At 71.8% G+C, this 22,658-nt stretch carries 17 protein-coding genes, 3 pseudogenes and 1 riboswitch; of the genes and pseudogenes, 6 read left to right on the forward strand and 14 right to left on the reverse strand.

What is annotated here, in order from left to right:
• Nucleotides 1–128 precede the first annotated feature (128 nt).
• Both AQJ64_RS51440 and AQJ64_RS39755 read right to left on the reverse strand, forming a co-directional pair.
• Nucleotides 129–911: pseudogene (locus tag AQJ64_RS51440) on the reverse strand (hypothetical protein); the annotation flags it as partial.
• Nucleotides 912–1,024: 113 nt separating this feature from the next.
• Nucleotides 1,025–1,465, reverse strand: coding sequence for a MarR family winged helix-turn-helix transcriptional regulator (locus tag AQJ64_RS39755; protein ID WP_055634881.1), 441 nt, complete (start codon nt 1,463–1,465; stop codon nt 1,025–1,027).
• Nucleotides 1,466–1,622: 157 nt separating this feature from the next.
• On the opposite strand from AQJ64_RS39755, the gene AQJ64_RS39760 reads away from it, so the two are divergent.
• Complete coding sequence (locus AQJ64_RS39760) at nt 1,623–3,029, forward strand: DHA2 family efflux MFS transporter permease subunit (protein WP_055634896.1); 1,407 nt, start codon at nt 1,623–1,625, stop codon at nt 3,027–3,029.
• A 382-nt stretch (nt 3,030–3,411) separates the two neighbouring features.
• Entirely contained in the window at nt 3,412–3,903 is a 492-nt protein-coding gene (locus AQJ64_RS39765; RefSeq protein WP_157880970.1) for a hypothetical protein, read from the forward strand.
• 86 nt (nt 3,904–3,989) lie between these two features.
• Here AQJ64_RS39765 and AQJ64_RS39770 read toward each other — a convergent pair whose 3' ends face one another.
• Nucleotides 3,990–4,928: a LysR family transcriptional regulator gene (locus AQJ64_RS39770; RefSeq protein WP_055634883.1), complete on the reverse strand. Its 939-nt coding sequence runs from the start codon at nt 4,926–4,928 to the stop codon at nt 3,990–3,992.
• A gap of 156 nt (nt 4,929–5,084) precedes the next feature.
• On the opposite strand from AQJ64_RS39770, the gene AQJ64_RS39775 reads away from it, so the two are divergent.
• Nucleotides 5,085–7,418, forward strand: coding sequence for an FdhF/YdeP family oxidoreductase (locus AQJ64_RS39775; protein ID WP_055634884.1), 2,334 nt, complete (start codon nt 5,085–5,087; stop codon nt 7,416–7,418).
• Between the two features lie 75 nt (nt 7,419–7,493).
• On the opposite strand, the gene AQJ64_RS39780 is transcribed toward AQJ64_RS39775, so the two are convergent.
• From AQJ64_RS39780 to AQJ64_RS39815, 9 genes and pseudogenes are all read right to left on the reverse strand, one after another.
• Nucleotides 7,494–9,461: an alpha/beta hydrolase domain-containing protein gene (locus AQJ64_RS39780; protein ID WP_055634885.1), complete on the reverse strand. Its 1,968-nt coding sequence runs from the start codon at nt 9,459–9,461 to the stop codon at nt 7,494–7,496.
• A complete protein-coding gene (locus tag AQJ64_RS39785; protein WP_055634886.1) occupies nt 9,458–10,507 on the reverse strand; it encodes an LLM class flavin-dependent oxidoreductase in 1,050 nt (349 codons plus the stop codon). Before AQJ64_RS39785 ends, AQJ64_RS39780 begins: the two co-directional genes overlap by 4 nt.
• A 13-nt stretch (nt 10,508–10,520) precedes the next feature.
• Entirely contained in the window at nt 10,521–12,233 is a 1,713-nt protein-coding gene (locus AQJ64_RS39790) for a dipeptide ABC transporter ATP-binding protein (protein ID WP_240512687.1), read from the reverse strand.
• A complete protein-coding gene (locus tag AQJ64_RS39795) occupies nt 12,230–13,168 on the reverse strand; it encodes an ABC transporter permease (protein WP_055634888.1) in 939 nt (312 codons plus the stop codon). The genes AQJ64_RS39790 and AQJ64_RS39795 overlap by 4 nt, the downstream gene beginning before the upstream one ends.
• Nucleotides 13,165–14,124, reverse strand: a complete 960-nt coding sequence (locus AQJ64_RS39800) for an ABC transporter permease (protein WP_055634889.1) — start codon at nt 14,122–14,124, stop codon at nt 13,165–13,167. Before AQJ64_RS39800 ends, AQJ64_RS39795 begins: the two co-directional genes overlap by 4 nt.
• 3 nt (nt 14,125–14,127) lie before the next feature.
• The gene (locus tag AQJ64_RS39805) at nt 14,128–15,747 is read right to left on the reverse strand and encodes an ABC transporter substrate-binding protein (RefSeq protein WP_055634890.1); all 1,620 of its coding nucleotides are present in this window, start codon (nt 15,745–15,747) and stop codon (nt 14,128–14,130) included.
• 205 nt (nt 15,748–15,952) lie between these two features.
• Nucleotides 15,953–16,069 carry a putative leader peptide gene (locus AQJ64_RS52130; protein WP_338059984.1) on the reverse strand — a complete coding sequence of 39 codons (117 nt, stop codon included), beginning with the start codon at nt 16,067–16,069 and terminating at the stop codon, nt 15,953–15,955.
• A gap of 34 nt (nt 16,070–16,103) precedes the next feature.
• A riboswitch (SAM riboswitch) is annotated at nt 16,104–16,217 on the reverse strand.
• Between the two features lie 98 nt (nt 16,218–16,315).
• A pseudogene (locus AQJ64_RS39810) lies at nt 16,316–17,139 on the reverse strand (DUF1684 domain-containing protein).
• A gap of 80 nt (nt 17,140–17,219) precedes the next feature.
• Nucleotides 17,220–18,058, reverse strand: a pseudogene (locus AQJ64_RS39815) (LLM class flavin-dependent oxidoreductase).
• 111 nt (nt 18,059–18,169) lie between these two features.
• On the opposite strand from AQJ64_RS39815, the gene AQJ64_RS39820 reads away from it, so the two are divergent.
• From AQJ64_RS39820 to AQJ64_RS39830, 3 genes are all read left to right on the forward strand, one after another.
• Nucleotides 18,170–19,231, forward strand: coding sequence for an isopenicillin N synthase family dioxygenase (locus AQJ64_RS39820; protein ID WP_055637575.1), 1,062 nt, complete (start codon nt 18,170–18,172; stop codon nt 19,229–19,231).
• Nucleotides 19,228–20,526 carry an O-acetylhomoserine aminocarboxypropyltransferase/cysteine synthase family protein gene (locus AQJ64_RS39825; protein ID WP_055637574.1) on the forward strand — a complete coding sequence of 433 codons (1,299 nt, stop codon included), beginning with the start codon at nt 19,228–19,230 and terminating at the stop codon, nt 20,524–20,526. The genes AQJ64_RS39820 and AQJ64_RS39825 overlap by 4 nt, the downstream gene beginning before the upstream one ends.
• Before the next feature lie 119 nt (nt 20,527–20,645).
• On the forward strand, nt 20,646–21,509 hold the full coding sequence (locus AQJ64_RS39830; protein WP_055637573.1) for an AraC family transcriptional regulator: 864 nt from the start codon (nt 20,646–20,648) through the stop codon (nt 21,507–21,509).
• Between the two features lie 5 nt (nt 21,510–21,514).
• Here the strand turns inward: AQJ64_RS39830 and AQJ64_RS39835 are convergent, their stop codons facing one another.
• Entirely contained in the window at nt 21,515–21,817 is a 303-nt protein-coding gene (locus tag AQJ64_RS39835) for a muconolactone Delta-isomerase family protein (protein WP_055637572.1), read from the reverse strand.
• 701 nt (nt 21,818–22,518) lie between these two features.
• Nucleotides 22,519–22,650 (reverse strand): hypothetical protein, encoded by a 132-nt coding sequence (locus AQJ64_RS51905; RefSeq protein ID WP_276206715.1) that lies wholly within the window; start codon nt 22,648–22,650, stop codon nt 22,519–22,521.
• Nucleotides 22,651–22,658 lie beyond the last annotated feature (8 nt).

The raw sequence follows: 22,658 nt of genomic DNA on the forward strand, positions 1-22,658 counted from the left end.
GGCCGTGCGGCCCAGCCCCGAGACCCTTCATCGCACCTCTCATGAGTAACACAAACAGCGTGTCCACCGAATAGGTAAAAATTAGCATAAAACCACAATGCTTCAGTGAAGCGGACAACCTCTCGCGGTGCGACCGGGGTGGCGCTCAGTGCCGGTGACAGCAGCGTGCCCGCGGCTGTCACCAGGAGGCCGGTACGCGTCCCCCACGCCTGTGCGCGAAAGCCGCCGAGGAGCGAGCCGAGCGGGGTCGGCCCCCTGCCGACACAGGTGATCGTCGCGGCCGCGCGGCCTTGCGTCCCGTCCGGCGTGAGGGTCACCGCGGAGGAGCCGTGCAGCGGGCACGCACCGGTACGCGCCGTCGCCGAGTGCCGCCGCGGACACGAGCGCCGTGCCATGTCCGAAGCGGCCCGGCAGACGGGAAACCGGCAGCGACCCCCGGAGCGCGCCCGGCCCCGTCGCCGCGAGTGCCGGCCCGACGACGCGGCTGATCCCGTTGCACCAGCCGGACCCAAGACGCCTGGTATGCCACGTCGAAGAACGGACAGGGCCCCGACGGTGAAGGCGACCACGAGCAGCACCGGCAGGACGAGCCCGCCGAGGAGACCGGCCACGGCGGTGGCGCCCGGCGCCAGGGGCCGGCCGGCCTCCGTCAGCACCCTGACCGTACGGGTCCGCCACCTGTCCACCCACGCGCCGACGAGCGACAGCAGCAGGATCGGAGCCTGCCCCACCGCGCGCAGGGCGCCCACCTGGCCGGCACCGGCGTCGAGCGTCAGGACGGCGGAGAGCGGCAGAACCACCAGACTTGTGTGTTCGCCGGGTCGGGAGGCCGTCTGACCCACCCGGAGCCTGCGGAACTCGCCGTCCCGCCACCGGCTCGACGGACAGTCACCATCGGAATCGGACGGCAGAGGGCAGGGCCCCCTCGGACGGCCGACCGTGTCTTCGCTTCTCGTCGGTCAGTCCCTCGCTGCGCGAACACCGGCTCGCGCTCGGCAGGGCACGAAAGGCGATGGAGGGGAGGTCAGTTCTGGTCGGCCGTCGCCTCGCGGACGACCGTCAGCAGGGCGCGGAACCGCGCGCGGTCCTCCGGGGTGAGTCCGGCCGTCGCCTCCGAGAGCGCCAGACGGTCCACCTCCTCCGCCTCGCGATGGCAGCGCAGGCCGTCGTCGGTCAGCCGGAGCAGAAAGGCGCGGCGGTCGTCGGGGTGGCGGACGCGCTCGACCAGACCGTCCCGTTCCAGGCTGTCGACGATGCTGGTCGTGGTGCGCGCCGCGACGCCCGTCATCTCGCTCAGGTCCCGCATCCGCAGAGGCCGCTCGGCACGCGCGAGCATCCGCATGGCCCGCAGGCGCGCGACCGAGGCGCCGCTGGTGCGCAGGCGGTTCTCCACGAAGCGGCGCAGCTGCTGCGTCGTCTCGTAGAGCTCGTCGACCAGGACGTCGCTGCTGCCCTGCACTGCCATGTGTCGCTCCCCGTCGCCCGTTCCACCGGAAAGCCGATTCTATGAGCATCGACATAGTGAGTATGCTCAGCATGTGCTGCTGTCCCCACCTCGCTCCCGCCCGTCACTCCGTTTCCTCCGTTCCCTCCGTCTCGGCCAGCGCCTCGTCGTGCCCGTGATGTGTGTCAGCGTGACCTTCATCGCGATCGTCGACGGCGCGATCACCACCGTGGCCCTTCCCGCCATCGCCCGGCAGTTCGGGCTGACCACGGCCGCCCTCGACGGGGTGGTCGTGGTCTACCCGGTGTGTCTGGCGATGACGATCCCCGCCTCCGCCTGGCTCGTCGAACGCTTCGGCGGCAAGCGCGTCCTGCTCACCGCGCTCACCGCCTTCCTCGGCTCGTCCCTGCTGTGCGGCATGGCCGCCGACCTCGCCCAGCTCGTGGCCTTCCGCGCGGTTCAGGGGCTGTCCGCCGGTGTGCTCTTCCCGGCCTCCGCCGCCCTGCTCTTCGCCACCTTCAACGCCTCCGACCAGGTGCGGATCTCCCGCTACATGATCATCCCGCAGCAGATGGCGCCGGCCGCCGCACCCATCCTGGGCGGCGTTCTCGTCGACCACCTGTCCTGGCGGTGGGTCTTCTACGTCAACGTGCCGGTGGGCCTGCCCGTCGTCGTGTTCGGCATGCTGTTCCTGACCGAGCACCGCGGCCGGCTGCCCGGCCGGTTCGACCTGCCCGGCCTGCTGCTGAGCGCCGCCGGACTGGGCGCCGCGATGTTCGGGATCTCCGAGGGCCCCAGCCGCGGCTGGTCCTCCGTCCCCGTGACCGTCTCCCTGGCTCTCGGCGCGATCCTGCTCGCCGCCACCGTCGTCCACCAGCTGCGCGCCACCGAACCGCTCCTGAAACTCCGCCTCTTCGCGGACCGGCTCTTCCGTGACACCAATCTGATCAACCTGGTCGGCCTGATACCGATCCTCGGCGCCATGTACCTCGGCCCGCTCTTCCTCCAGCAGGCCCAGGGCCGTACCGCGCTGGAGTCGGGCACCAGCACCTTCCCCGAGGCGTTCGGTGTCCTGCTGACCGTCCAGGTCGCCGGGATCCTCTACGCCCGGGTGGGTCCGCGGATCATCGTCGGATGCGGGCTGGCCGGCGTCAGCGTGGTGCTCCTGCTCTTCGCCACCTGCGACGAGGGCACCAGCCTGTGGACCTTCCGCGCCTACATGTTCCTGCTGGGCATCGCCATGGGCGGGGTCTTCATGCCCACGACGGTGGCCTCGCTCGCGAACGTCGCCCGACAGGACCTGGCCCAGGCGTCCACGCTCAACACCGTGGTACGCCAGACCGGGGGAGCCCTGGCGCCGGTCGCGGTGACCACGGCGCTCGTCCTCAGTACCCCCGCCGCGGCCGTCGCCGATCCGCCCGTCACCGCCTACCAGTACACCTACCTCGCCCTTGCCGCCGTCGCGGCGGCGACCGCGGCCTTCGCCTTCACCCTCCCGGACGCCCGCGCCCGCGCCGCCGCCAGGGGCGCCACTGCGACGTCCCGTCCCACGGCGACCGCGGCACACCACGAGAACGCCTGCTGACCGGCTCCCCCCGTCGGAACGGAACACCGCCCGCACACGACACCGCCCGCACAGGACGCCGTCACCACCCCCAGGTGTCCTGGTGGGCGGTGTGAGGAGGCCGTCGCGTTCGAGGCAAGGCCCACGGCCGTCCGGCGGAGTGCGGAGGGCGGGGTGCGGGGGAGGCCGGTGCTGGTCCCCTGGCGTCTTCCCGGCCGCCCGCCCGGGACCGGCGGCACGACAGGCCGCCGCTGCGGAGGAAACGCCGACCCGTGCCTGGACCGAGGCACCGTCCGGCCCGTGCGGCAAGGTTTGCGCAAGGTCGATGGTTCAGCGTGGGCGTCACCAAGCACGGACGGTCGCGTCCCGGGTGGTCGCCGCCGGTCAGGAAGAAGGCAAGAACATGCACGTAACAGAGACGATCGCCCAGCGGTTCGGCACCGGGCGGGTCCGGTCGGCCATCGTGGTCGGGGCGCTGGGCTGCGCCGCCGTCTTGGGCGCGGCGCCGAGCGCGCAGGCGGGCACGGGCTGCACGCTCACCTTGTGCTCGACGACGGTGAACGACAGCGCCTACGGGGTCACGGCCTTCTTCAACTGGTGCCGGGGCGGCGACAGTACGGGCGACTCGACGGCCACCGAGCCGAAGTGCGCGTCCGACGGGGTGAGTCAGAAGACCCAGAACCTCACGGCGCGAGGCGGCCACACGCCGTACAACCAGGACTGGGACGCCTTCCGCGTGGACGCCGGCTGGTGCTACAAGGTGAAGTTCGTCCGCACCGGGCAGTCCGACTTCACACGCACCTACGACCGGCGGGGCAAGACGGCGCTCTGGGTCAAGGTCGGGGACAACGCGGACGCGCACGTCCTCGACCAGGGAACCGCCTCCTGCCCCTGACGGTGACGGCCACCGGGATCCGCCGCCGCAGGAACGGTCACCCCTGCCGGGAACGGCGACTGTCGCTCCACGCCCATGACCGCGCTTCAAGGGTGTTGCTGGGCAACGGCCTGATGGGCCGGACGGTCGAGGGTGGCCGCGATGTCGGCTTGTCCCACGGCGTCGATCAGTGCCTGTCCGATGACGGAGACCGGTTCGCGGGCCGGCAGGACCAGGCCGATGCGCTCGGTGCGCAGGGGGTCGATCAGCGGGACGGCGTGCAACCCCGCGGGGACGCCGAAGACATGGAGCCAGGCGTGCGGCACGATACTGGCCCACTGACCGGTTCCGACCTGCGCGAAGAGGGAGGCGATCGAGTCGGTCTCGATCCGGGGCGTCACGGAGACGCCCACGGTCTCGAACACCGCGTCGAGGACCTGTCGGCCCTGCATCATGGGGTGCAGCAGACACAGGGGGTACTGGGCGGCTTGTGCCCAGGAGATCCTGGCGGGCTGGGCGTCGGGCGTGGACCGCTGGGTCAGCAGCACATAGCGTTCCTGGTAGAGCGGTACGAAGGTGAAGTCGTGCGCGGCGACGGAGCTGTGGTAGGTCACGGCGGCGTCGAGTTCGTACGCCCGTAGCCGGTTCACGATGTCCTCGGCCCGGAGGTCGGCGAAGACCTGGACGGTGGCCAGCGGGTTGGCGGCGCAGAACGGCTGGGTCAGCAGCGCGACCGCGGTGGAGGCGGTCGGGACCGTCCCGATGCGCAGCCGCCCGCTCAGCCCGGCGCGCAGGGCCTGGATCTCGCTGTGCATGGCGTCGCGGTCGGCGAGGATGCGCTGCGCCCACAGGACGACCCGCTCGCCCTCGGGCGTGAGGCCGTCGAACCGCCGCCCGCGCCGGACCAGCGGGATGCCCAGCTCGTCCTCCAGTTTGCGGATGCCCTCGGACAGCGTCGGCTGGGAGACGTAGCAGGCCTGGGCCGCCTTCGCGAAGTGGCGGACGCGGGCGAGGGCGACGAGGTACTCGAGTTGGCGCAGCAGCACGCCTCACATGATCCCCCCTTCCCGGCCGCACGCGCGGGGCACGCTGCGCTGATCGGTGCTGCCTGTCAGCCGATAGGAACTTCCGCTTTGACCTGCCCCGGCGCACCGGCGGAGAGTGTGGCGCGAACCGTGGGCGGGGAGAGGGCGTGGTGTGCGATGCGGGACTTCGACGAACCGGACGAGGCCGGGCTGTCGGTGTCGGCTCCCATGACGTGGGCGACCGGTGCTCCCGCGGTCGTGCACGCGCTGCGGTACGCCCTCGGACAGACGTCGCCGAAGCGCACCGCGCTGACGCTGCTCACCATCAACCAGGCCAAGGGCTTCGACTGCCCGGGCTGCGCCTGGCCGGAGCCCGCGCCGGGCAAGCGGCACCGCAACGAGTACTGCGAGAACGGTGCCAAGCACATCGCCGACGAGGCCACCTCCCGGCGGGTGACCGCCGACTTCTTCCGGCAGCACTCCGTCGACGAGCTGAGCCGCAGATCCGACCACTGGCTCAACCAGCAGGGCCGGCTGACCGAACCGATGGTCCTCCGCGAGGGCGCGACCCACTACGAGCCGATCGGCTGGGACGAGGCCCTGGACCTGCTCGCCGATGAGCTGCGCGCCCTGGACCACCCGGACGAGGCCCTCTTCTACACCTCCGGGCGGCTGGCGAACGAGCCGGCCTTCCTGCTCCAGCTCTTCGCGCGCGCCTTCGGCACCAACAACCTGCCGGACTGCTCCAACATGTGCCACGAGTCCAGCGGCTCCGCGCTGGGGGAGACCCTGGGCATCGGCAAGGGCAGCGTCGGCCTCGACGACCTCCACGCCTGCGACCTGGTCTTCGTCGTGGGACAGAACCCCGGCACGAACCACCCGCGCATGCTGTCCGCGCTGGAGGAGACCAAGCGCCGCGGCGGCCACGTCGTCGCCGTCAACCCACTGCCCGAGGCCGGACTGCTGCGCTTCAAGCACCCGCAGAAGGCACGCGGGATCATCGGCCGTGGCACGGACATCGCCGACCAGTTCCTGCAGATCCGGCCCGGAGGCGACCTCGCCCTGTTCCAGGCCCTGAACCTGCTGCTGCTCGAGGCGGAGGACAAGGAGCCCGGCACGGTCCTGGACCGGGACTTCATCGAGGCGCACACCACGGGATACGACGCCTTCGCCGAGCGCATCCGGGAGACGTCCTGGGACGCGGTCCTGGAGGCCACCGGTCTGACGAGGGGCGAGATCGAGCAGGTCCACGAGCGGGTGCTGGCCAGCCGCAGCGTCATCGTCTGCTGGGCGATGGGGCTGACCCAGCACAAGCACGGCGTGCCGACCATCCGCGAGGTCGTGAACTTCCTGCTCCTGCGCGGCAACATCGGCCGGCCCGGGGCGGGCGTCTGCCCGGTGCGCGGGCACAGCAACGTCCAGGGCGACCGCACCATGGGCATCTGGGAGCGTATGCCGCAGCCGTTCCTGGACCGGCTGGGACAGGAGTTCGGCTTCACCGCGCCGACGAAGCACGGACTGGACTCCGTCGACTCCATCCGGGCCATGCTCGACGGACGGGCCAAGCTGTTCGTCGGCGTCGCCGGCAACTTCGTACGGGCGTCGCCCGACAGCGACGCCACCGAGCGCGCCCTGCGCAACTGCCGTCTGACCGCGCACATCTCGACGAAGCTCAACCGCTCCCACACGGTGTGCGGACGCACCGCCCTGATCCTGCCCACGCTCGGCCGCAGCGACCGTGACGTCCAGGCGGGCGGCGAGCAGTTCATGACGGTCGAGGACTCGATGAGCGAGGTCCACGCGACCCGCGGCCGCCTCGCCCCCGCCTCCCCGCACCTGCTGAGCGAGGTGTCCATCATCTCCCGCCTCGCCCGCAAGACCCTGACAGCCGGAACGGAGACCGGAGCGGACACCGCAGCGGACATCCCCTGGGCGGACTTCGAAGCCGACTACGACCTCGTCCGCGACCGCATCGCCCGGGTCGTCGACGGCTTCGAGGACTTCAACGAGCGGGTACGGCGCCCGGGAGGCTTCCGCCTGCCCAACCCGGTCAACGAGAGGGTGTTCCGCACCCCCACCGGGAAGGCCGTCTTCACCGCCAACGACTTCACGATGCTCCAGGCGCCCGAGGGCCACCTGGTCCTGCAGACCCTGCGCTCGCACGACCAGTGGAACACGATTCCCTACGCGATGGACGACCGCTACCGGGGCATCAAGGGCGGCCGGCGCGTCGTCCTGGTCAACCGCGCCGACCTCACCGACCTCGGCCTCGACGACGGCGGCCTCGTCGACCTCGTCAGCATCTGGACCGACGGCTCGGAACGCCGCGCCGACGGCTTCCGCGTCCACGCATACCCGACCCCCCGGGGCTCGGCCGCCGCCTACTACCCCGAGACCAACGTCCTGGTCCCCCTCGACAGCGTCGCCGACATCAGCAACACGCCCACGTCGAAGAGCGTCATCGTCCGCCTCGAGCCCGGACGGGAGCACGCGCACCACGGGGTGGGGTGACCGGGGAGTGCGGCCCGCTCACCCTTGCCGCTTCCTCCGCGCACCGTCCACGCGCCCCTCCCGCCGCCATGGGGATCAGGGAAGGTCGAATCGGTGGCGTGGGGCCGACCAGTCGGCGGCAAGGGCCACGGCGCGTTCGACGTCCTCGTCGAGGAGCAGCCGTCGCGCCGCCAGTTCCTCGGCCGCGGCCCTGATCCTGGCGAGGTAGTCGGCCGCGTCGCGGTAGCGCTTGCGGACACTGGGGCGCGGGTCCCCGGTGTGCGACCGTTCGTCCTCCGAGGCGGCGAAGGGGAAGGTGGAGCCGCTGAACTCGTGCAGGGCCCCGTGACCCTGCCCGGGCGCCCGGGTGTTCCAGCCGGTGTAGGTGCCCAGCGGTACGGCCACCATGGGGGCGCGTACGCCCGCCACCTCGTTGCCGTCGGCATCGACGGCCGGGACCAGCACCGTGTAGCGGCGGGAGCGGTCGGCCACCGGGGGCACGGTCGTACGGTCCACGGCGCACAGTTCGTTGGGCCCCCGGGGAGGCAGCGCGGACGGCACGCCGGGGAACTGGCGCGACCACGTGGCCGGGGTCACCAGCGTGCCGTCGGCGACGGTGGGCACCGCGCTCGGCGGCGGCTCCACGCCCTCGCTCACCCAGGCGTCGAGCGCGTCGAGGACGGCCCGGAAGAGGGCGGAGGTGGCGACCACGTTCTCCGGATGGTTGCAGACGCCCCGCGTGGGTGCCCCCGCCCGCGGATCGGCCACATGCTGGCTCGACGACCACAGATAGCCCCGTACGTTCGGCGGGAAGGGGAGGTCCCGGCCGTCCGTCGTGGTGTGCACCAGCGATCCCCGGCGCTGCCAGTACTCCGTCGAGGTCTGGGTGTGCAGGACCTTGGGGTCGCTCGCGCGCTTCATGATCGCGTCGCGCTCGCCGGTGAGGTGGTCCGTCGTCTCGGCGTACGCGAAGGGGAACGTGTCGGCCGCGGCCAGGTGGTCCTCGTACTGCTGGCCGCCCGGGACGGTGAGGTTGGTGAAGCGTGCGACGCCCAGCCGTCCGGCGCCGGCGACATGCGGCAGCAGTCCGTCGAAGACGCGCCGCCCTTGGAGATCCTCGTTGAAGCCGTGGTGGATGAAGTCGCGGATGGCCCGGCCGGTCTGGGAACGCCCCCATCCGTAGGCGTGGTCGACGGGTCCGGCCGGCTGTGCGGGATCGTGGCGGAGGTGGCTGACGAGGTCGCGCACCGCGACCAGGCCCAGTCCGAGGACGAGCGGTCCCTCGGCCTCGTAGGTGAGTTCGTAAATCCAGCCGGGCCGGAAGCCGCCGTCGAGGTGGAGGTCGTGGCGGCTCGGTACGACGGCCGTGGCCCGCCCCTTCAGATCGCTGCCGCCGCCCTGGACCCGGGCGAACCGCCAGGTGTCCGAGGGGAGTTCCTCCGGCGCGCTGTGCGGGTAGCGGCGCCGGGTGAGCCGCGCGGTCCGCAGTCCCCGCTCGCTGACCGGGGAGGACCTGGTGCTCGACCAGCGGGAGAGCGGAAGGGACGCGGTGGGCTCCGCCACGATGAACTCGGCCGTCGTCAGCCCCCGTACGGGCTCCCCGTTCCGCGTCGCCACGGGCAGGTCGAGCAGGAGCCGTCCGTCGCCCGGCAGCAGATCGCCCTGCCAGGCACCGAAGACGATCGTGTACCCGCGGCGCATCAGATAGCCGTTCCCGGCATCGGCGAGTGATCGGGGACGGTTGGTGTGCGGGGCGTCGCAGAAGTACTGGACGGCCCGCTTGTCGCCCCGGTTGCCCCAGTCGAAGAACAGCCGTCGGCGCCCGCCGTCGACCGGCCGCAGGATCTCGACGTCACCGCTGAAGCGCACCAGGCCGCTGCGGTCGCGCGGCGCGAGACCGAGGTCGGGGACCGAGCGGTGGGCGGGTGCTCCCGGGTCGACGGTGTAGTGGGCCGTGGCGGTGAGCACCTCGTACGCACCCGTGCCGGCGAAGCGGTGGCCGTCGGCGAACGGCTCGCGGGTGCGCACGTCCAGCCGCACGGCCGGTTCCGCGAGGGGACTCATCGCAGGACCTCCCGGGCCGTCGGGGCGGAGGGGCGCCAGCCCAGCTCGGGCGCGATCAGGTGCCGTACGTCGTGCAGGATCTGTTCGTACTCCTCCCGCCGGAACTCGTACGGCAGCTCCAGGCGCAGCTCCGACACCTCGGCGAGGACGGGATCGGCCGCCAGCCGCTCCAGGATCTGCTCGGCGGTGCCCACCAGGTCGGGGGCGAACAGGGTGCGTTTCGGGCCCTGGGGCGCCAGGGTGCGGGCGTGGCGGGTCGCCGCGTAGGCCCGGTAGCGGGCCCGCCCCGCCGGGTCGGCGCTGTCGAGGGGCACGATCACCCGGCCCAGCGCCACCCGCGCCGGATGGTCCGTGTCCGCCGGGGACAGGGCGCGGCGGTACTCGGCCAGCAGATTCAGCTGGGCCGTGGCGAAGTCGTCGGTGCCCTCGCCGGTGACGATGTTGCCCGACAGCAGGCTCAGGCCGTTCTCGGCCGCCCAGCGGGCCGAGCGCAGGCTGCCGCCGCCGTACCAGACGCGCCGCGCCAGACCGGGGTTGTGCGGTTGCAGCCGGGGGCGTTGTCTGTTGCCCGGCGAGTGGATGACCGTGTCCTGGTCGCCGAGGTAGTCGCCGCGCAGGTTGTCGAGGAGACGGGCGATCCTGCCGTACGACAGGTCGAAGCCGCGCCAGTCGCCGTCGTACACCAGGTCACCCAGCAGTTCGGCGTGCGGCATCCCGGTGCTGAAGCCGATCTGGAGCCGCCCCCGGGACAGCACGTCGGCCAGCGCCAGGTCCTCGGCGAGGCGGAACGGGCTCTCGTAGCCGATCGGGATGACCGCGGTGCCCAGTTCGATCCGCTCGGTGCGCTGCCCCGCCGCGGCGAGGAACACGGCGGCCGAGCCGACGCCGTGTTCGAGGTGGCGCTGTCTGATCCAGGCGCCGTCGAAGCCCAGTCGCTCGCCGTACTCGAACAGCCGGAGTGTCTCCTCCAGACCGGTGTACGGGTCGTCGTCGGCGAAGTTGCCCGGGGTGAGAAGGGCCAGTGAGGTGATGCCGGGAGTGCTCATGTGACGCTGATCCTCAGCTTGTCGTGATCTCGGCGGCGGGGGAGAGGACGCGACCGCCCGGGATCGCCGCGAGCAGCGCGCGGGTGTACTCGTGGCGGGGGCGGGTGAAGAGCTCCTCCGGTGGGCCGGTCTCGACGACGCGGCCGGCCCGCATGACCGCGACCTGGTGCGCGATGTGGCGTACGACGGCCAGGTCGTGGGAGACGAAGAGGTACGCCACCCCGGTGTCCGCCTGCAACTCCGTCAGCAGATCCAGGACTTGTGCCTGCACCGACACGTCGAGCGCGGAGACCGGCTCGTCGCAGACCACCAGGTCGGGGGAGAGGGCGAGAGCGCGGGCGATCGCCACGCGCTGCCGCTGCCCGCCGGACAGCTCGGCGGGCCTGCGCTCCAGCATGGCGGCGGGAAGCGCCACCCGGTCGAGGAGTTCACGGGCCCGGGCGAGCCGGGAGGCCCGGTCGCCGACCTTGAAGGCGCGCAGCGGCTCGGTGATCACCTCGCCGACGGAGAAGCGGGGATCGAGGGACGCGTACGGATTCTGGTAGACGAGCTGGGCGCGGCGGCGCAGCTCTCGGGCGCGGGCACCCCTGGCGGTGGTGATGTCGGTGCCGTCGAACAGGACGTGTCCGGCACTCGCGTCGGTCAGCCGGAGCACCAGCCGGGCGGTGGTGGACTTGCCCGAGCCCGACTCGCCGACCAGGGCGAGGGTCCGGCCGCGGTGGAGGGTGAAGCTGACGTCGTCGACCGCGCGCAGGGTCCGGGGCCCCTCCCCGGTGCGGGGCAGCCGGAACTCCTTGACCAGGTTGCGTACGTCGACCAGGGGTGTCGTGTCCGCCTTCGGCGCGGGAGCGGCCGTGCGGTGCCGGGCGGTGGTCAGGCTCGGGGCACTGGCCAGCAGGTGCCGGGTGTACTCGTGCCGGGGGTCGGCCAGGATGTCGCGGGTGGGTCCCGCCTCGACGACCTTGCCCTGCGACATGACCACGAGGCTCTTCGCCCGGTCGGCGGCCACCCCGAGGTCATGGGTCACCAGCAGGATCGCGGTGCCCGACTCCTCGGTGAGCCGCTGGAGACGGTCGAGGATGACCCGCTGTACGGTCACGTCGAGTGCGCTGGTCGGTTCGTCGGCGATGATCAGTTCGGGTTGCGCGGCGATGGCGATGGCGATCAGGACGCGTTGCCGCATTCCGCCGGACAGCTCGTGCGGATACTGCCGGGCCCGGACGGCCGCGTCGGTCAGCCCGGCCCGGTCCAGGACGGCGATCGCCTCGGCGGGGGCCGAACGGCGGGTCGCGAGTCCGTGGATGCGCAGCACCTCGGCGACCTGCTCGCCGACCCGCTTGACCGGGTTGAGCGACACCGTCGGGTCCTGGGGGACCAGCCCGATCCGCCTCCCGCGCACGGTGCGCAGCTCCGGCTCCGACAGCGTGGCCAGATCGTGGCGGCCGAAGCGGACCGTGCCCGCGTCGATGCCGCCGTTGCCCGGCAGCAGCCGGGTGATCGCGTGCGCGGTCGTGCTCTTGCCGGAGCCGGACTCGCCGACCACGGCCGTCACCTGCCCGGGCCATACGTCGAGGTCCACGCCCCGCACGGCGGCGACCGGGCCGCCACGGGTGCGGTACGACACGGACAGGCCGCGGATCTCCAGCAGTGGTCTGGTCACGTGGTCACCGGTTCCGGGTTCGTCGGTCGTCGCTGCTTCGTCGGTCGTCGCTGATTCGTCGGTCATCGCTGCCGGGACCATTCGCCGTCCAGCGCCCGGGCGATGCGGTTGGTGGCCAGGACGGTCGCGGCGATCGCCAGCCCGGGCAGCGCGGTCAGCCACCAGGCGTTGGCGAGGTAGTTGCGGCCGTCGGAGATCAACGTGCCCCACTCCGGGGCCGGCGGGGGCGCCCCGTAGCCGAGGAAGCTCAGCGCCGACACGGCCAGGATGGAGGCGCCGAAGTCGAGGGTCGCCAGGACGACCACCGGGCCCGCGGCGTTGGGCAGCACATGCCGGCCCAGCACCGAGTACCAGCGGGCCCCGCAGGAGCGCGAGGCCTCGACGAACAGCGCCTGACGCACCCGGAGCACCTCCGCGCGGGCGACGCGGGCGAAGGAGGCGACACTGGCGATGCCGACCGCGACCGCCACCTTCACCGTCCCGTAGCCGAGCGCGGTGACGAGCGCCAGGGACAGGAACAGCGCGGGGATGGACAGCAGGACGTCGACGCAGCGCATCAGTACGTCGTCCACCCAGCGGCCCACGAAACCGGCGACCACGCCGAGCAGGCCGCCGACCACGAACGCCACCGCCACCGCGATCAGCGTGGCCTTCAGGGACAGCTGGGCGCCGTGCACCACGCGCGAGAACACATCGCGTCCCAGCTCGTCCGTGCCGAACCAGTGCGCGCCGCTCGGGCCGTGGAAGTTCTGCGTCGGCACCCCCTTCAGCGGATCCTGCGAGGTGAACAGCCCGGGCTGGAACGAGGCCAGCACCACCAGCACGAGGACGACGACCGACAGCAGCAGACCGGGGCGGCGCAGCAGGAACCGCAGCAGCCGCCGTACGTCGATACGGCGCCCCGGTCCGGGGCCGGTCCCCGTGCCGTCCGTCGGCCGGGTGGGGCCGGGGGCGGCCTCGGCCGGGTCGTCGGCGTCGGCGTCGACAAGGCTCTGGCTCATGCGAAGCTCGCCCTTCTGTCCGAGGCCACCACGATCCGTGGGTCCAGCAGCGGATAGACCAGGTCGATGACCAGGTTCGTCGTCACGAAGATCAGCGCGCCGAACACCACCACCCCCTGGACCAGCGGGATGTCCTGGGCGGTGACCGCCGCCGCGGTCACCCGGCCGAGACCGTCCCGGGAGAACACCGTCTCGACGACCACCGAACCGGCGACGAGCTGTCCCACCAGCAGGCCGACGACCGTCAGCGCCGGCAGGGACGCGTTGCGCAGCGCGTGCCGCAGATGGACCCGCCACCGGCCGGCGCCCTTGGCCCGCGCGGTCTCCACATAGGCCTGGTCCAGCGCGGTGAGCAGGCTCTTGGCGAGCACCTGGGCGACCTGCGCGCCGGTCGGTATGGCCAGTGTCAGGGCCGGCAGCACCAGCCCCTGGAGCCCGTCGTTGCCGAACGCCGGGAACCAGCGCAGCCGGAAGGAGAACGCCTCGACGAGCAGCAGCCCCACCCAGAACGTGGGGACGGACACCCCCAGCGGGGGCAGCGACAGCAGGAACTGCCGCAGCCACCGCCGAGTGGTGTAGGTCGCCGCCACCGCCAGACCGCCGCCGAGGAGCACCGCGAGCAGCAGCGCCGCACCGGTCAACTGAAGGGTCTGCGGCAGCGCGTCGGCCAGGGTCGAGGTGACCGGCCGGCCGGTGGCGACCGAGTCCCCGAAGTCCCCGCGCACCGCCCGGCCGAGGTAGTCGGCGTACTGCACCAGCACCGGCTTGTCGAAGCCGTACTCGTGCCGCAGGGCGGCGATCTGCTGCGGATCTATCTGCCCCGAGTCCATCCCGGCACTGGCCATCGCCGTGACCGGGTCACCCGGCAGATAGTCCAGCACCAGGAACGACACCGTGTAGGCCGCCCACAGCACCCCGGCCGCCTGGGCGAGCCGTTTGATCACATAGCGGCGCACGGGCTAGCCGATCCAGGTGTCGTGGAGCTGGATCCGGCTGGAGGCGTCGAAGGCCAGACCGTGCACCTTCTTGGAGACGCCGAGCTGGGTCTGGAGCTCCACCACCGGCACGTAGTAGGCGTTCTGCACGATCAACTGCTGTGCCTCACCGACCAGTTGCTTGCGCTTGGCGGCGTCCGTGGTGGCCGCCTGCGCGGACAGCGCGGTGTCCAGGCTGCCCGCCGGGACGCGGTAGAAGTTGGCGAGCCGCGTGGAGAAGTTGCTGCGCAGGATGTCCGGGTCGGCGCGGGTGATGTTGCCCCAGGCCACGTCGTAGTCACCCGACTGCAGGGTCGGCGCCAGCTGGGTGATCTGGAGCTGCTTGAGGGTCACCTGGACGCCGACGGCCTTGAGTTGCTGCTGGATCAGTTCCAGCGCGGGCTGGTTGGTGGCCGAGTTGGGGATCCAGTCGATGGTCAGGCTGAGCTTCTTGCCGTCCTTGGTGCGGACGCCGTCGCTGCCGGCCTTCCAACCGGCGGCATCCAGCAGGGACTTCGCCTTGGCCGCGTCCAGGGACAGGTCGGAGGAGAGGTCGGTGTAGTCGGGCGTGGTGTGGGCGAGGACGCTGGTGGCCGCCCGGGTGCCGGTGGGGAACACCGTGTCGGCGATCTGCTGCCGGTCGATGGCGAACAGGATCGCCTGGCGCACCCGCGCGTCCTTCAGCTCAGGCCGCGAGTTGTTCAGCCCGAGACCGAACACCACACCGGGGTTGGCCCTTCGCTGGAGCGTGACCTGGCCGCCCTTGAGCGCCGCCTCGTTGGCCCTGCCCACGCTGCCGATCGCGTCCACCTGGCCGGACTGGAGGCTGCCGGCCCGCACGCCCGCCTCGGGAACGACCTTGAACACCAGCTTGTCCAGGTAGGCCTCGCCCTTCTTGCTCCACCGCGAGGAACCCCAGGCGTACCCGGTGCGCCTGGCCAGGGTGATCGACTGGTTCTGCACATACTGCTTCAGCACGAAGGGCCCGGACCCGATCACGCCGTCGCTGCACTTCTGCTGCGGCGTCCTCTTCACGCTCGCCGACGACTCGATCCCCAGCGAATGGGTGGAAGTGGCTTGCAGGAACTGGGCGTTGGGCTGGGCGAAGGTCACCTTGACGGTCAGCGGGTCGACCACGGTGGTGCTGGTGACGCCGCTCAGATAGCCCTGGGCCAGGGTGCCGAGGGCGCCGAGCTTCGGCACGGCGTCGAAGTTGTCCTTGACGACCTGCGCGGTCAGCTTCGACCCGTCGCTGAAGGTGACGCCCGACCTCAGGTGGAAGGTGAACGTGGTCGTGTCGGAGCTGATGTCCCAGCTCTTCGCCAGCCACGGCACGATCTTGCCGGTCTTGGGGTCCTGGTCCGTCAGGGAGTCCACGAGCTGGCGCACCGAGTAGATGGTGTCGTTGCTGCCGACCTGCTGCGGATCCACGCAGCCGGCGTCCGACCCCACGGCGAAGGTCAGGGTGCCGCCGGACTTCGCCGGGCCGTCGCCGGAGCCGGAGTTGTCGGTGTTCGACCCGCAGGCGGTCAGGAGCACGCCGGTGGTCACCAGGGCGGTCAGTGCCGCCCACCGGGAGGATCTGACGTCGGGAAGTGCTGTCACGGAGGGTTCTCCTACTCGTGTCACCAGGCACGGGGTGCCGTTCAGGGCACGGCCGCGCATGGGCGTGCCGCCCCCGCCCGACGCGAGGCCGGTCGCGGGGGAGCGCTGTGCAGACAGGGATCAGCGAGAAAACGGGGGAAGGGAAGAACGGGAAAAGGGGGAAAGGGGGGTGAGGAAGGGGATCAGGCGGCAGCGGGCAGGGCCGTCAGGCCTGACAGAGACAGCTGGTCGAGCGCTTCAGATCGATGTGACGCCGACGCGAGAGCCGGGAGAACACCGTGACGACGGCGAAGGAGGCAGCGAGCCGATCACTGTGCCGCATACTCGTCCTTCCCGTCTCCGGCCCCGCCGAAGGGGCCACGCGCTTGCGGGGATCATCGGTGATCCCGCCGGGCTTTCACCTGGAGCACCCCACCGCGCGGGAGGGTTGCCGGTCAGCAAGCCAGGGCTTGACGCTGACACTCGATGCCGTTCGTGATCGTACGGAGCGGACTTGTCGTACGTCAATGCCGGAACCGGGCGGGCTGCCGGCCGGCCGTCGTCACACGGGCCGGCCGACGGGCCCCGCTCATGAACCGCCGCGCTCGCGGGGGAGTTTCTGACCCGCCTCTACCGCCACGGGCAGCCGGTTCTCCGCCGGTGGCAGCGGGCAGGTGGCCAGGTCCGTGTAGGCGCACGGAAGGTTCGCCGCGCGATTGACGTCCAGGACGACCGTACCGTCGGCGGCGGGCGCCTCGACGGCCAGGACCCGGTTGGCGGCATACGTGGTGACACCCGACGTCGCGTCGGTGAACAGCACGGTCAGCTGTCCGGCACCCCGTCCCGGGAACGCGGTCAGGGACAGCCGACGCCCGTCCAGCTCGAACTCGACCCTGCCCGGAGCGTCGTACACATGCTCGAGGCCCTCGACCGCGGCGCCCACGGTCGTCGGCCGGGGCACGTCGAAGGGGACGTACCGGCCCGTCACGGCCCAGCGTGGATCGGGCGCGTAGGCGGGCGTTCCGGTGAAGGCCGTGCGCAGTGGCGCGTCCGGGTGCCTGGGGCGCACGATGTCATGACCGCCACGCTTGGCGACCTCGATCACGGCGTCTCCCCAGACCGCGTCGACGCCGCCGCGCTCGGGCAGGACACCGAATCGGTGTGCGCCCCGCACCGGCTCCCCGTCGACCAGGAGTTCCTCCCCTTCGTCGAGGCGTACGACGACCCCGTCGAGGCCGGTGTGCCAGGCACCGGGAGCGTCGGGGAAGCGCTGCGGCCGGTCGTCCAGCCAGTGCAGGCCCGTGATCGCCAGGACCCGTGCGGGTCGGCGAGCCGGGCCTCCTGGGCGCGGTACCAGTCCAGCCAGCGCTCGGTGAAGGCGTGCAGGTCCGCTGCGGTCGCTTCTGTGGTCACGTGTCCTCCTTCGTCACGCGAGGCTCCGCCTCGCACACGGGTGCAGGGGTTCGATCGGTGGTACGGCGGGACGGGCGTCCTCAGCCGGACGGTGCGCCGAGGAGATCCCAGGTGCGTCGGCGGTCCGTCTCTCCGGCGATCTCGGTGCCCGAGAACACGACCTCGGTGGCGCCGGCGTCGCGGTAACGCCTCACCTCGGCCTCGATCGCCTTCTCGTCGCCGATCACGGCCACGTCGGCGGCCCGGCGGCCGCCGGAGAGCTCGATGACCCGCGCGTAGGACGGGATCCGTTCGTAGAAGGCGAGGCTCTCGGTGGCCTTGGCCCGCACCGCGTCCACGTCGTCGGTGACCACGCCAGGGACCAGTGCCACGATCCGGGGTGCGGGACGGCCGGCGGCCTCGGCCGCGGCGGTCAGGGCGGGAACGATCATTGCGGCGACCAGCAGGGGGACACCGTTCTCGGCACCCGGCACGCGCGCCGGGAGAGGGGTGGTGGCGGTGAGCAGTTCACCACGGAAGTCGGCCGCGCCCGTCTCGGTCAACTGCCGTAGCGCGGTGAGGAATTCACGCAGCCGGGCGACGGGCCGTTCGAAGGGCAGGCGAACCCGGTCTCCGTGAGCAGCTTCGTGCCCAGCGCCAGACCGAGGTGGTAGCGGCCGTGGGTCGCGGCCTGGGCGGTCTGGGCCTGGCTGGAGACGAGCAGCGGGTGGCGGCCGAAGACCGGGATCGCCGAGGTGCCCACCTGCAGTCCGGGTACCTCGCGACCCACGATCGCCGCGAGCAGGGGCGGGTCCGCGCCGAAGGCCTGCCCGAACCAGGCCGACCGCAGACCGGCGGCCGCGGCCTCCCGGGCGAGCCGAACGGTCGCGTCGACCTGATTGCGCGCGTCGGATGCGTTGAACGTCACTCCCACGGTCATGCCCGTCAGAACGGACGCGGTCCGAACCCGCATTCCGGGCCGTGTGTGACAGCTTCTTGTCAGTCATGTGTACGCGGGCCGTCCTGTTCCCGGGCGTGCTTTGATCCGGCCATGGAGACCACCGGCCAGGCCCCACCCGCACCCGCGTGTGCTCGACCAGCCCTGCCCGTCATCGACATCTCCCGCTTCCGCGCCCCCGGCACGGACCGCGAGGGTTTCCTGGCCGAACTCCGTTCCGCCGCCCACGAGGTGGGCTTCTTCTACGTCACCGGCCACGGCGTCCCCGCATCACTGCGCGACGACGTGCTGAGCGCGGCACGCCGCTTCTTCGCGCTGCCCGAGGAGCGGCGGCTGGAGATCGAGAACCTCAACTCGCCGCAGTTCCGCGGCTACACGCGCACCGGGACGGAGTACACGGCGGGCAGCGCCGACTGGCGCGAGCAGATCGACATCGGTCCCGAACGTGCCGCGCCGGCCACCGGTCCGGGGGACCCCGACTACCTGCGGCTCATCGGGCCCAACCAGTGGCCCACCGCTCTACCGGAGTTGCGTGACCTCGTCCTGCGCTGGCAGGCGGAGGCACTGCGGGTGAGCCGTGAGGTGCTCCGGGCCCTCGCCGCCGCGCTCGGACAGGACGAGGGCTACTTCGACCAGTGGTTCGACGACGAGGCCGCCGTGCATGTGAAGATCGTCCACTATCCGCCGCGGGCCACCGAGGACGCAGACCAGGGCGTCGGCGCACACAAGGACTACGGCTATCTCGCCCTGCTCCAGCAGGACGAGGTCGGCGGGCTCCAGGTGCAGCGCGAGGACGGCGGGTGGATCGACGTGCTGCCCCTGCCGGACGCCTTCGTGTTCAACATCGGAGAGATGCTGGAGATCGCCACCCAGGGCTATCTGAGGGCCACGCGGCACCGTGTGATCAGCCCGCGGGCAGGCGTCCACCGCTACTCCCTCCCCTTCTTCCTCGGCCCGCGCCTCGACGCGGTCGTCGAGCCGCTCCCCCTCCCGCCGGAACTCGCCTCGCTCAGCCGCGGCGTGACCGACGACCCGGACAACCCCCTCCTGGCGGCCTTCGGCGAGAACGCCGTGGTCGGCTGGCTCCGCTCGCATCCACGCGTCGCCGAGCGCTGGTGGTCCGATGTCCTGGCCGAGCGGGAGGCCCGTCGATGACCCACGACCGTTGGGCCTTCGAGACCCGGCAGGTGCACGCCGGCGCGGTCCCCGACCCCACCACCGGCGCACGCGCGGTGCCGATCCACCCGGCGACCGGCTATGTCTTCCGGGACACCCGGCACGCCGCTGCGGCCTTCGAACTGGCCGACCTCACGACCCACGCCTACACCCGGCTGTCCAACCCGACCACCGCGGTCGCCGAGGAACGCCTCGCTTCCCTGGAGGGCGGTTCCGCGGCGGTCGCCGTGGCCAGCGGTCAGGCCGCGACGAGTCTCGCCCTGCTCAACCTCGCCCGCGCGGGGGACCACATCGTCGCCTCGTCCTCCCTGTACGGGGGCACCCGCACCCTCCTCGAGCACACGTTCGCCGACTTCGGCATCGGCGTCACCTTCGTCGACGACCCGGACGACCTCGGCGCCTGGTACGACGCCGTACGGCCGACGACGCAGGCCTTCTTCGGCGAGACCCTTGGCAACCCGCGCGGCAACGTCCTCGACATCGAGGCCGTCGCCCGCATCGCCCACGAGGTCGGGGTCCCGCTCGTCGTCGACAACACCGTGCTCACGCCGTACCTGCTGCGCCCCCTGGAGCACGGCGCCGATGTCGTCGTGCACTCCACCACCAAGTTCCTGTCCGGCCACGGCACCGGAATCGGCGGCGCCGTCGTGGACGGCGGGCACTTCGACTTCGGTGCCGACCCCGACCGGTGGCCCGGACTCACCCGTCCGGATCCCACGTACAACGGGCTGTCGTTCTGGGACTCCTTCTCCGACCTCGGTCTCGCCTACGCGCTGCGCCTGCGCACCCGGCTGGTCCGGGATCTGGGACCGGCCGTCTCGCCCTTCAACAGCTTCCTGCTCCTCCAGGGCCTGGAGACACTCAGCCTGCGCATCGAACGGCACGTCGCGAACGCCCAGGCCGTCGCCGCATGGCTGGAGGAGCAGCCCCAGGTCACCCGGGTGCACTACGCCGGACTGCCGTCCAGCCCGTGGCAGACGCAGGCCAAGCGCTATCTGCCCCGCGGCGCCGGAGCGGTCCTCGCCTTCGAACTCGCCGACGGTGCGGAGGCGGGCCGACGGTTCGTGGAAGGCGTGCGTCTGTTCAGCCATCTCGCGAACATCGGCGACGTACGGAGCCTCGTCATCCATCCCGCCTCCACCACCCACGCCCAGCTGGACACCCGTCAGCAGGCCGCGGCCGGGGTCACTCCCGGCCTGGTGCGGCTGTCGGTCGGTCTGGAGGGCGTCGACGATCTGATCACCGACCTCGAAACGGGCCTGCGAGCCGCCTGAGCCCGCACTCCACCGGCGTCGGGACCGACCGCACCCGACCCGATCGGGCACGGGATGTCGGGTCAGGGAAGGAGCCCGCTTCCTAGTGTGGTGATCGGGAAGAGGGAAGGGGACCGGAAGTGCTGGAGCGCCTCAACCAGGCCATGGAGGACATCGAGGGCCGCCTCGACCAGCAGGTCGACGTGACCGAGCTGGCGCGCGTCGCAGCCACCTCGGAGTACCACCTGCGCCGGATGTTCTCCGCGCTCGCGGGCATGCCGCTGTCGGAGTACGTACGCCGTCGCCGGCTCACCGTCGCGGGCGCCGAGGTGCTCGCGGGCCGGGAGTCCCTGTTGGACATCGCGGTGCGCTACGGCTACGGCTCGGGCGAGGCGTTCGCCCGGGCGTTCCGTGCCATGCACGGGGTGGGACCCGGTGAGGCGCGGCGCACCGGCGCCGCGCTCGTCTCGCAGCCCCGGTTGTCCTTCCGCCTCACCGTCGAAGGGAGCAGCAGTATGCGTTATCGCGTGGTGGACAGGCCGGACTTCACCGTCGTGGGGCCCAGGACCCGGGTGCCTCTGGTGCACCTGGGACCGAATCGGGCCATCATCGACTTCGTCCGCGGCATCGGTCCGCGGATGCTGGAGCAGTTGGAGAAGCTGTCGGACCAGGAGCCGCGGGGCATCGTCGCGGTCTGCGACGACCTGGATCCCAGTCGCGCCGAAGGCACCGAGCTGGACTACTACCAAGGGGTGATCACGTCCGCCGCCGCCCCCGAAGGGGCCGCGACGCTCGCCGTCCCGGCCGGCAGCTGGGCGGTCTTCACCACGTCCGGACCGGTGCCGCAGGCCCTCCAGGAGCTGTGGCGGGACGTGTTCACCCAGTGGTTCCCGTCCAACCCGTACCGCAGCCGCCCGGGGCCGGAGATTCTGCGCACGCAGCTGTCCCCGGACAGGACGCAAGCGGATGCCGAACTGTGGCTCCCGGTGGAGCGGGCCGGCTGAAGCCGTCATCGGGTGGCGTCGCCCCGGCCCGGATCATTGGGGTGGGACTCCAGCGGGGTGACGGTGAGGCTCATCCACGGGCGCAGCGGCAGAGTGCCGAGCACCTTCTCGTGGAGCTCCTCCTCGTCGGCGGCCCGCCACACGCCGATGCTGCGCAACTCGCCCACGGGGCGCCAGAGCCGGGCCAGATGACCGGTGCCGGCCAGCTCCCCGGCCCGCACGGCCTCGGCGGCCCGGCGCCGGTCCACCTCGTCCTGGGCGGTGCCCTCGGGGACGGTGGTGGTGATCTCGACCAGGAACTCTCGCATGAGGTACTCCCTCCGTCGGCGGTGCATCCGTCCCGCGCTCGTTGCCGGCACCGCTGCCACGACCGGCTGTGACCGGGTGCAACTGCGCCGGCTGCGGTATTTTCTCTCCGTCGCCGAGGAACCGCACTTCGGGCGGGCATCGGAGCGGCTGCCCATCCCAAGCGCCGGTCCGGACGCCTGTCGGGCTCGCAGCGGGTACGGCTCGGTTACGTCAACTGACTTTCTCCGGAACTGACTTCACGGAGCGCCGTCGCCCAGGAGGACGTCGACGCATGGGTCGCCCCCTCGCACACCCAGGCCGCGCGGCGCCGCTGACGGCCTGGTCGGCCGCGAGGTTCGCCACCGGTCGCCTCGGGCTGTCCGGCGGTCCTCGGCGAACCTGCTGTCTGTCGGGCGGCCGGGTAGCGCATAGTGGACCGACATCATCGATCGACCAGAACGGGTAGCCGTGCCGTGACGACAGTCTCCACCGATTCTTCAGCCGAGCGTGTGCCCGGGCGGGCCTGGACGGTCCGTCTCACCGGGCACAGCGACCGCTCCGCCACGCTCACCTGCAGTACCACGGCCTGCCGGATGCCACAGCGGTCCAAGGACCTCGCGTCGTTGCGCACCTTCGCCGCCCAGCACGCCGCCGCGCACGCGAGGGCGGCCACGGTTCGACCCAACGCCCGGTGCCACTGCGGCTCGACGGAGTGCGCGCCTCACGAGAGCAGGGTGCGCTGCTCGGGCACCGTGGTGATGATCCTTCGCCACGACGCCACCATGGGCCAGGTCTGGAGCGTGGAGGAGGTCTGCGCGATGTGCGCCGCGCTGATCCCGCATGCCACCGTCATCGCCCGAG

The organism is Streptomyces griseoruber (assembly GCF_001514205.1).
GTDB classification, from domain to species: Bacteria; Actinomycetota; Actinomycetes; order Streptomycetales; family Streptomycetaceae; genus Streptomyces; species Streptomyces griseoruber.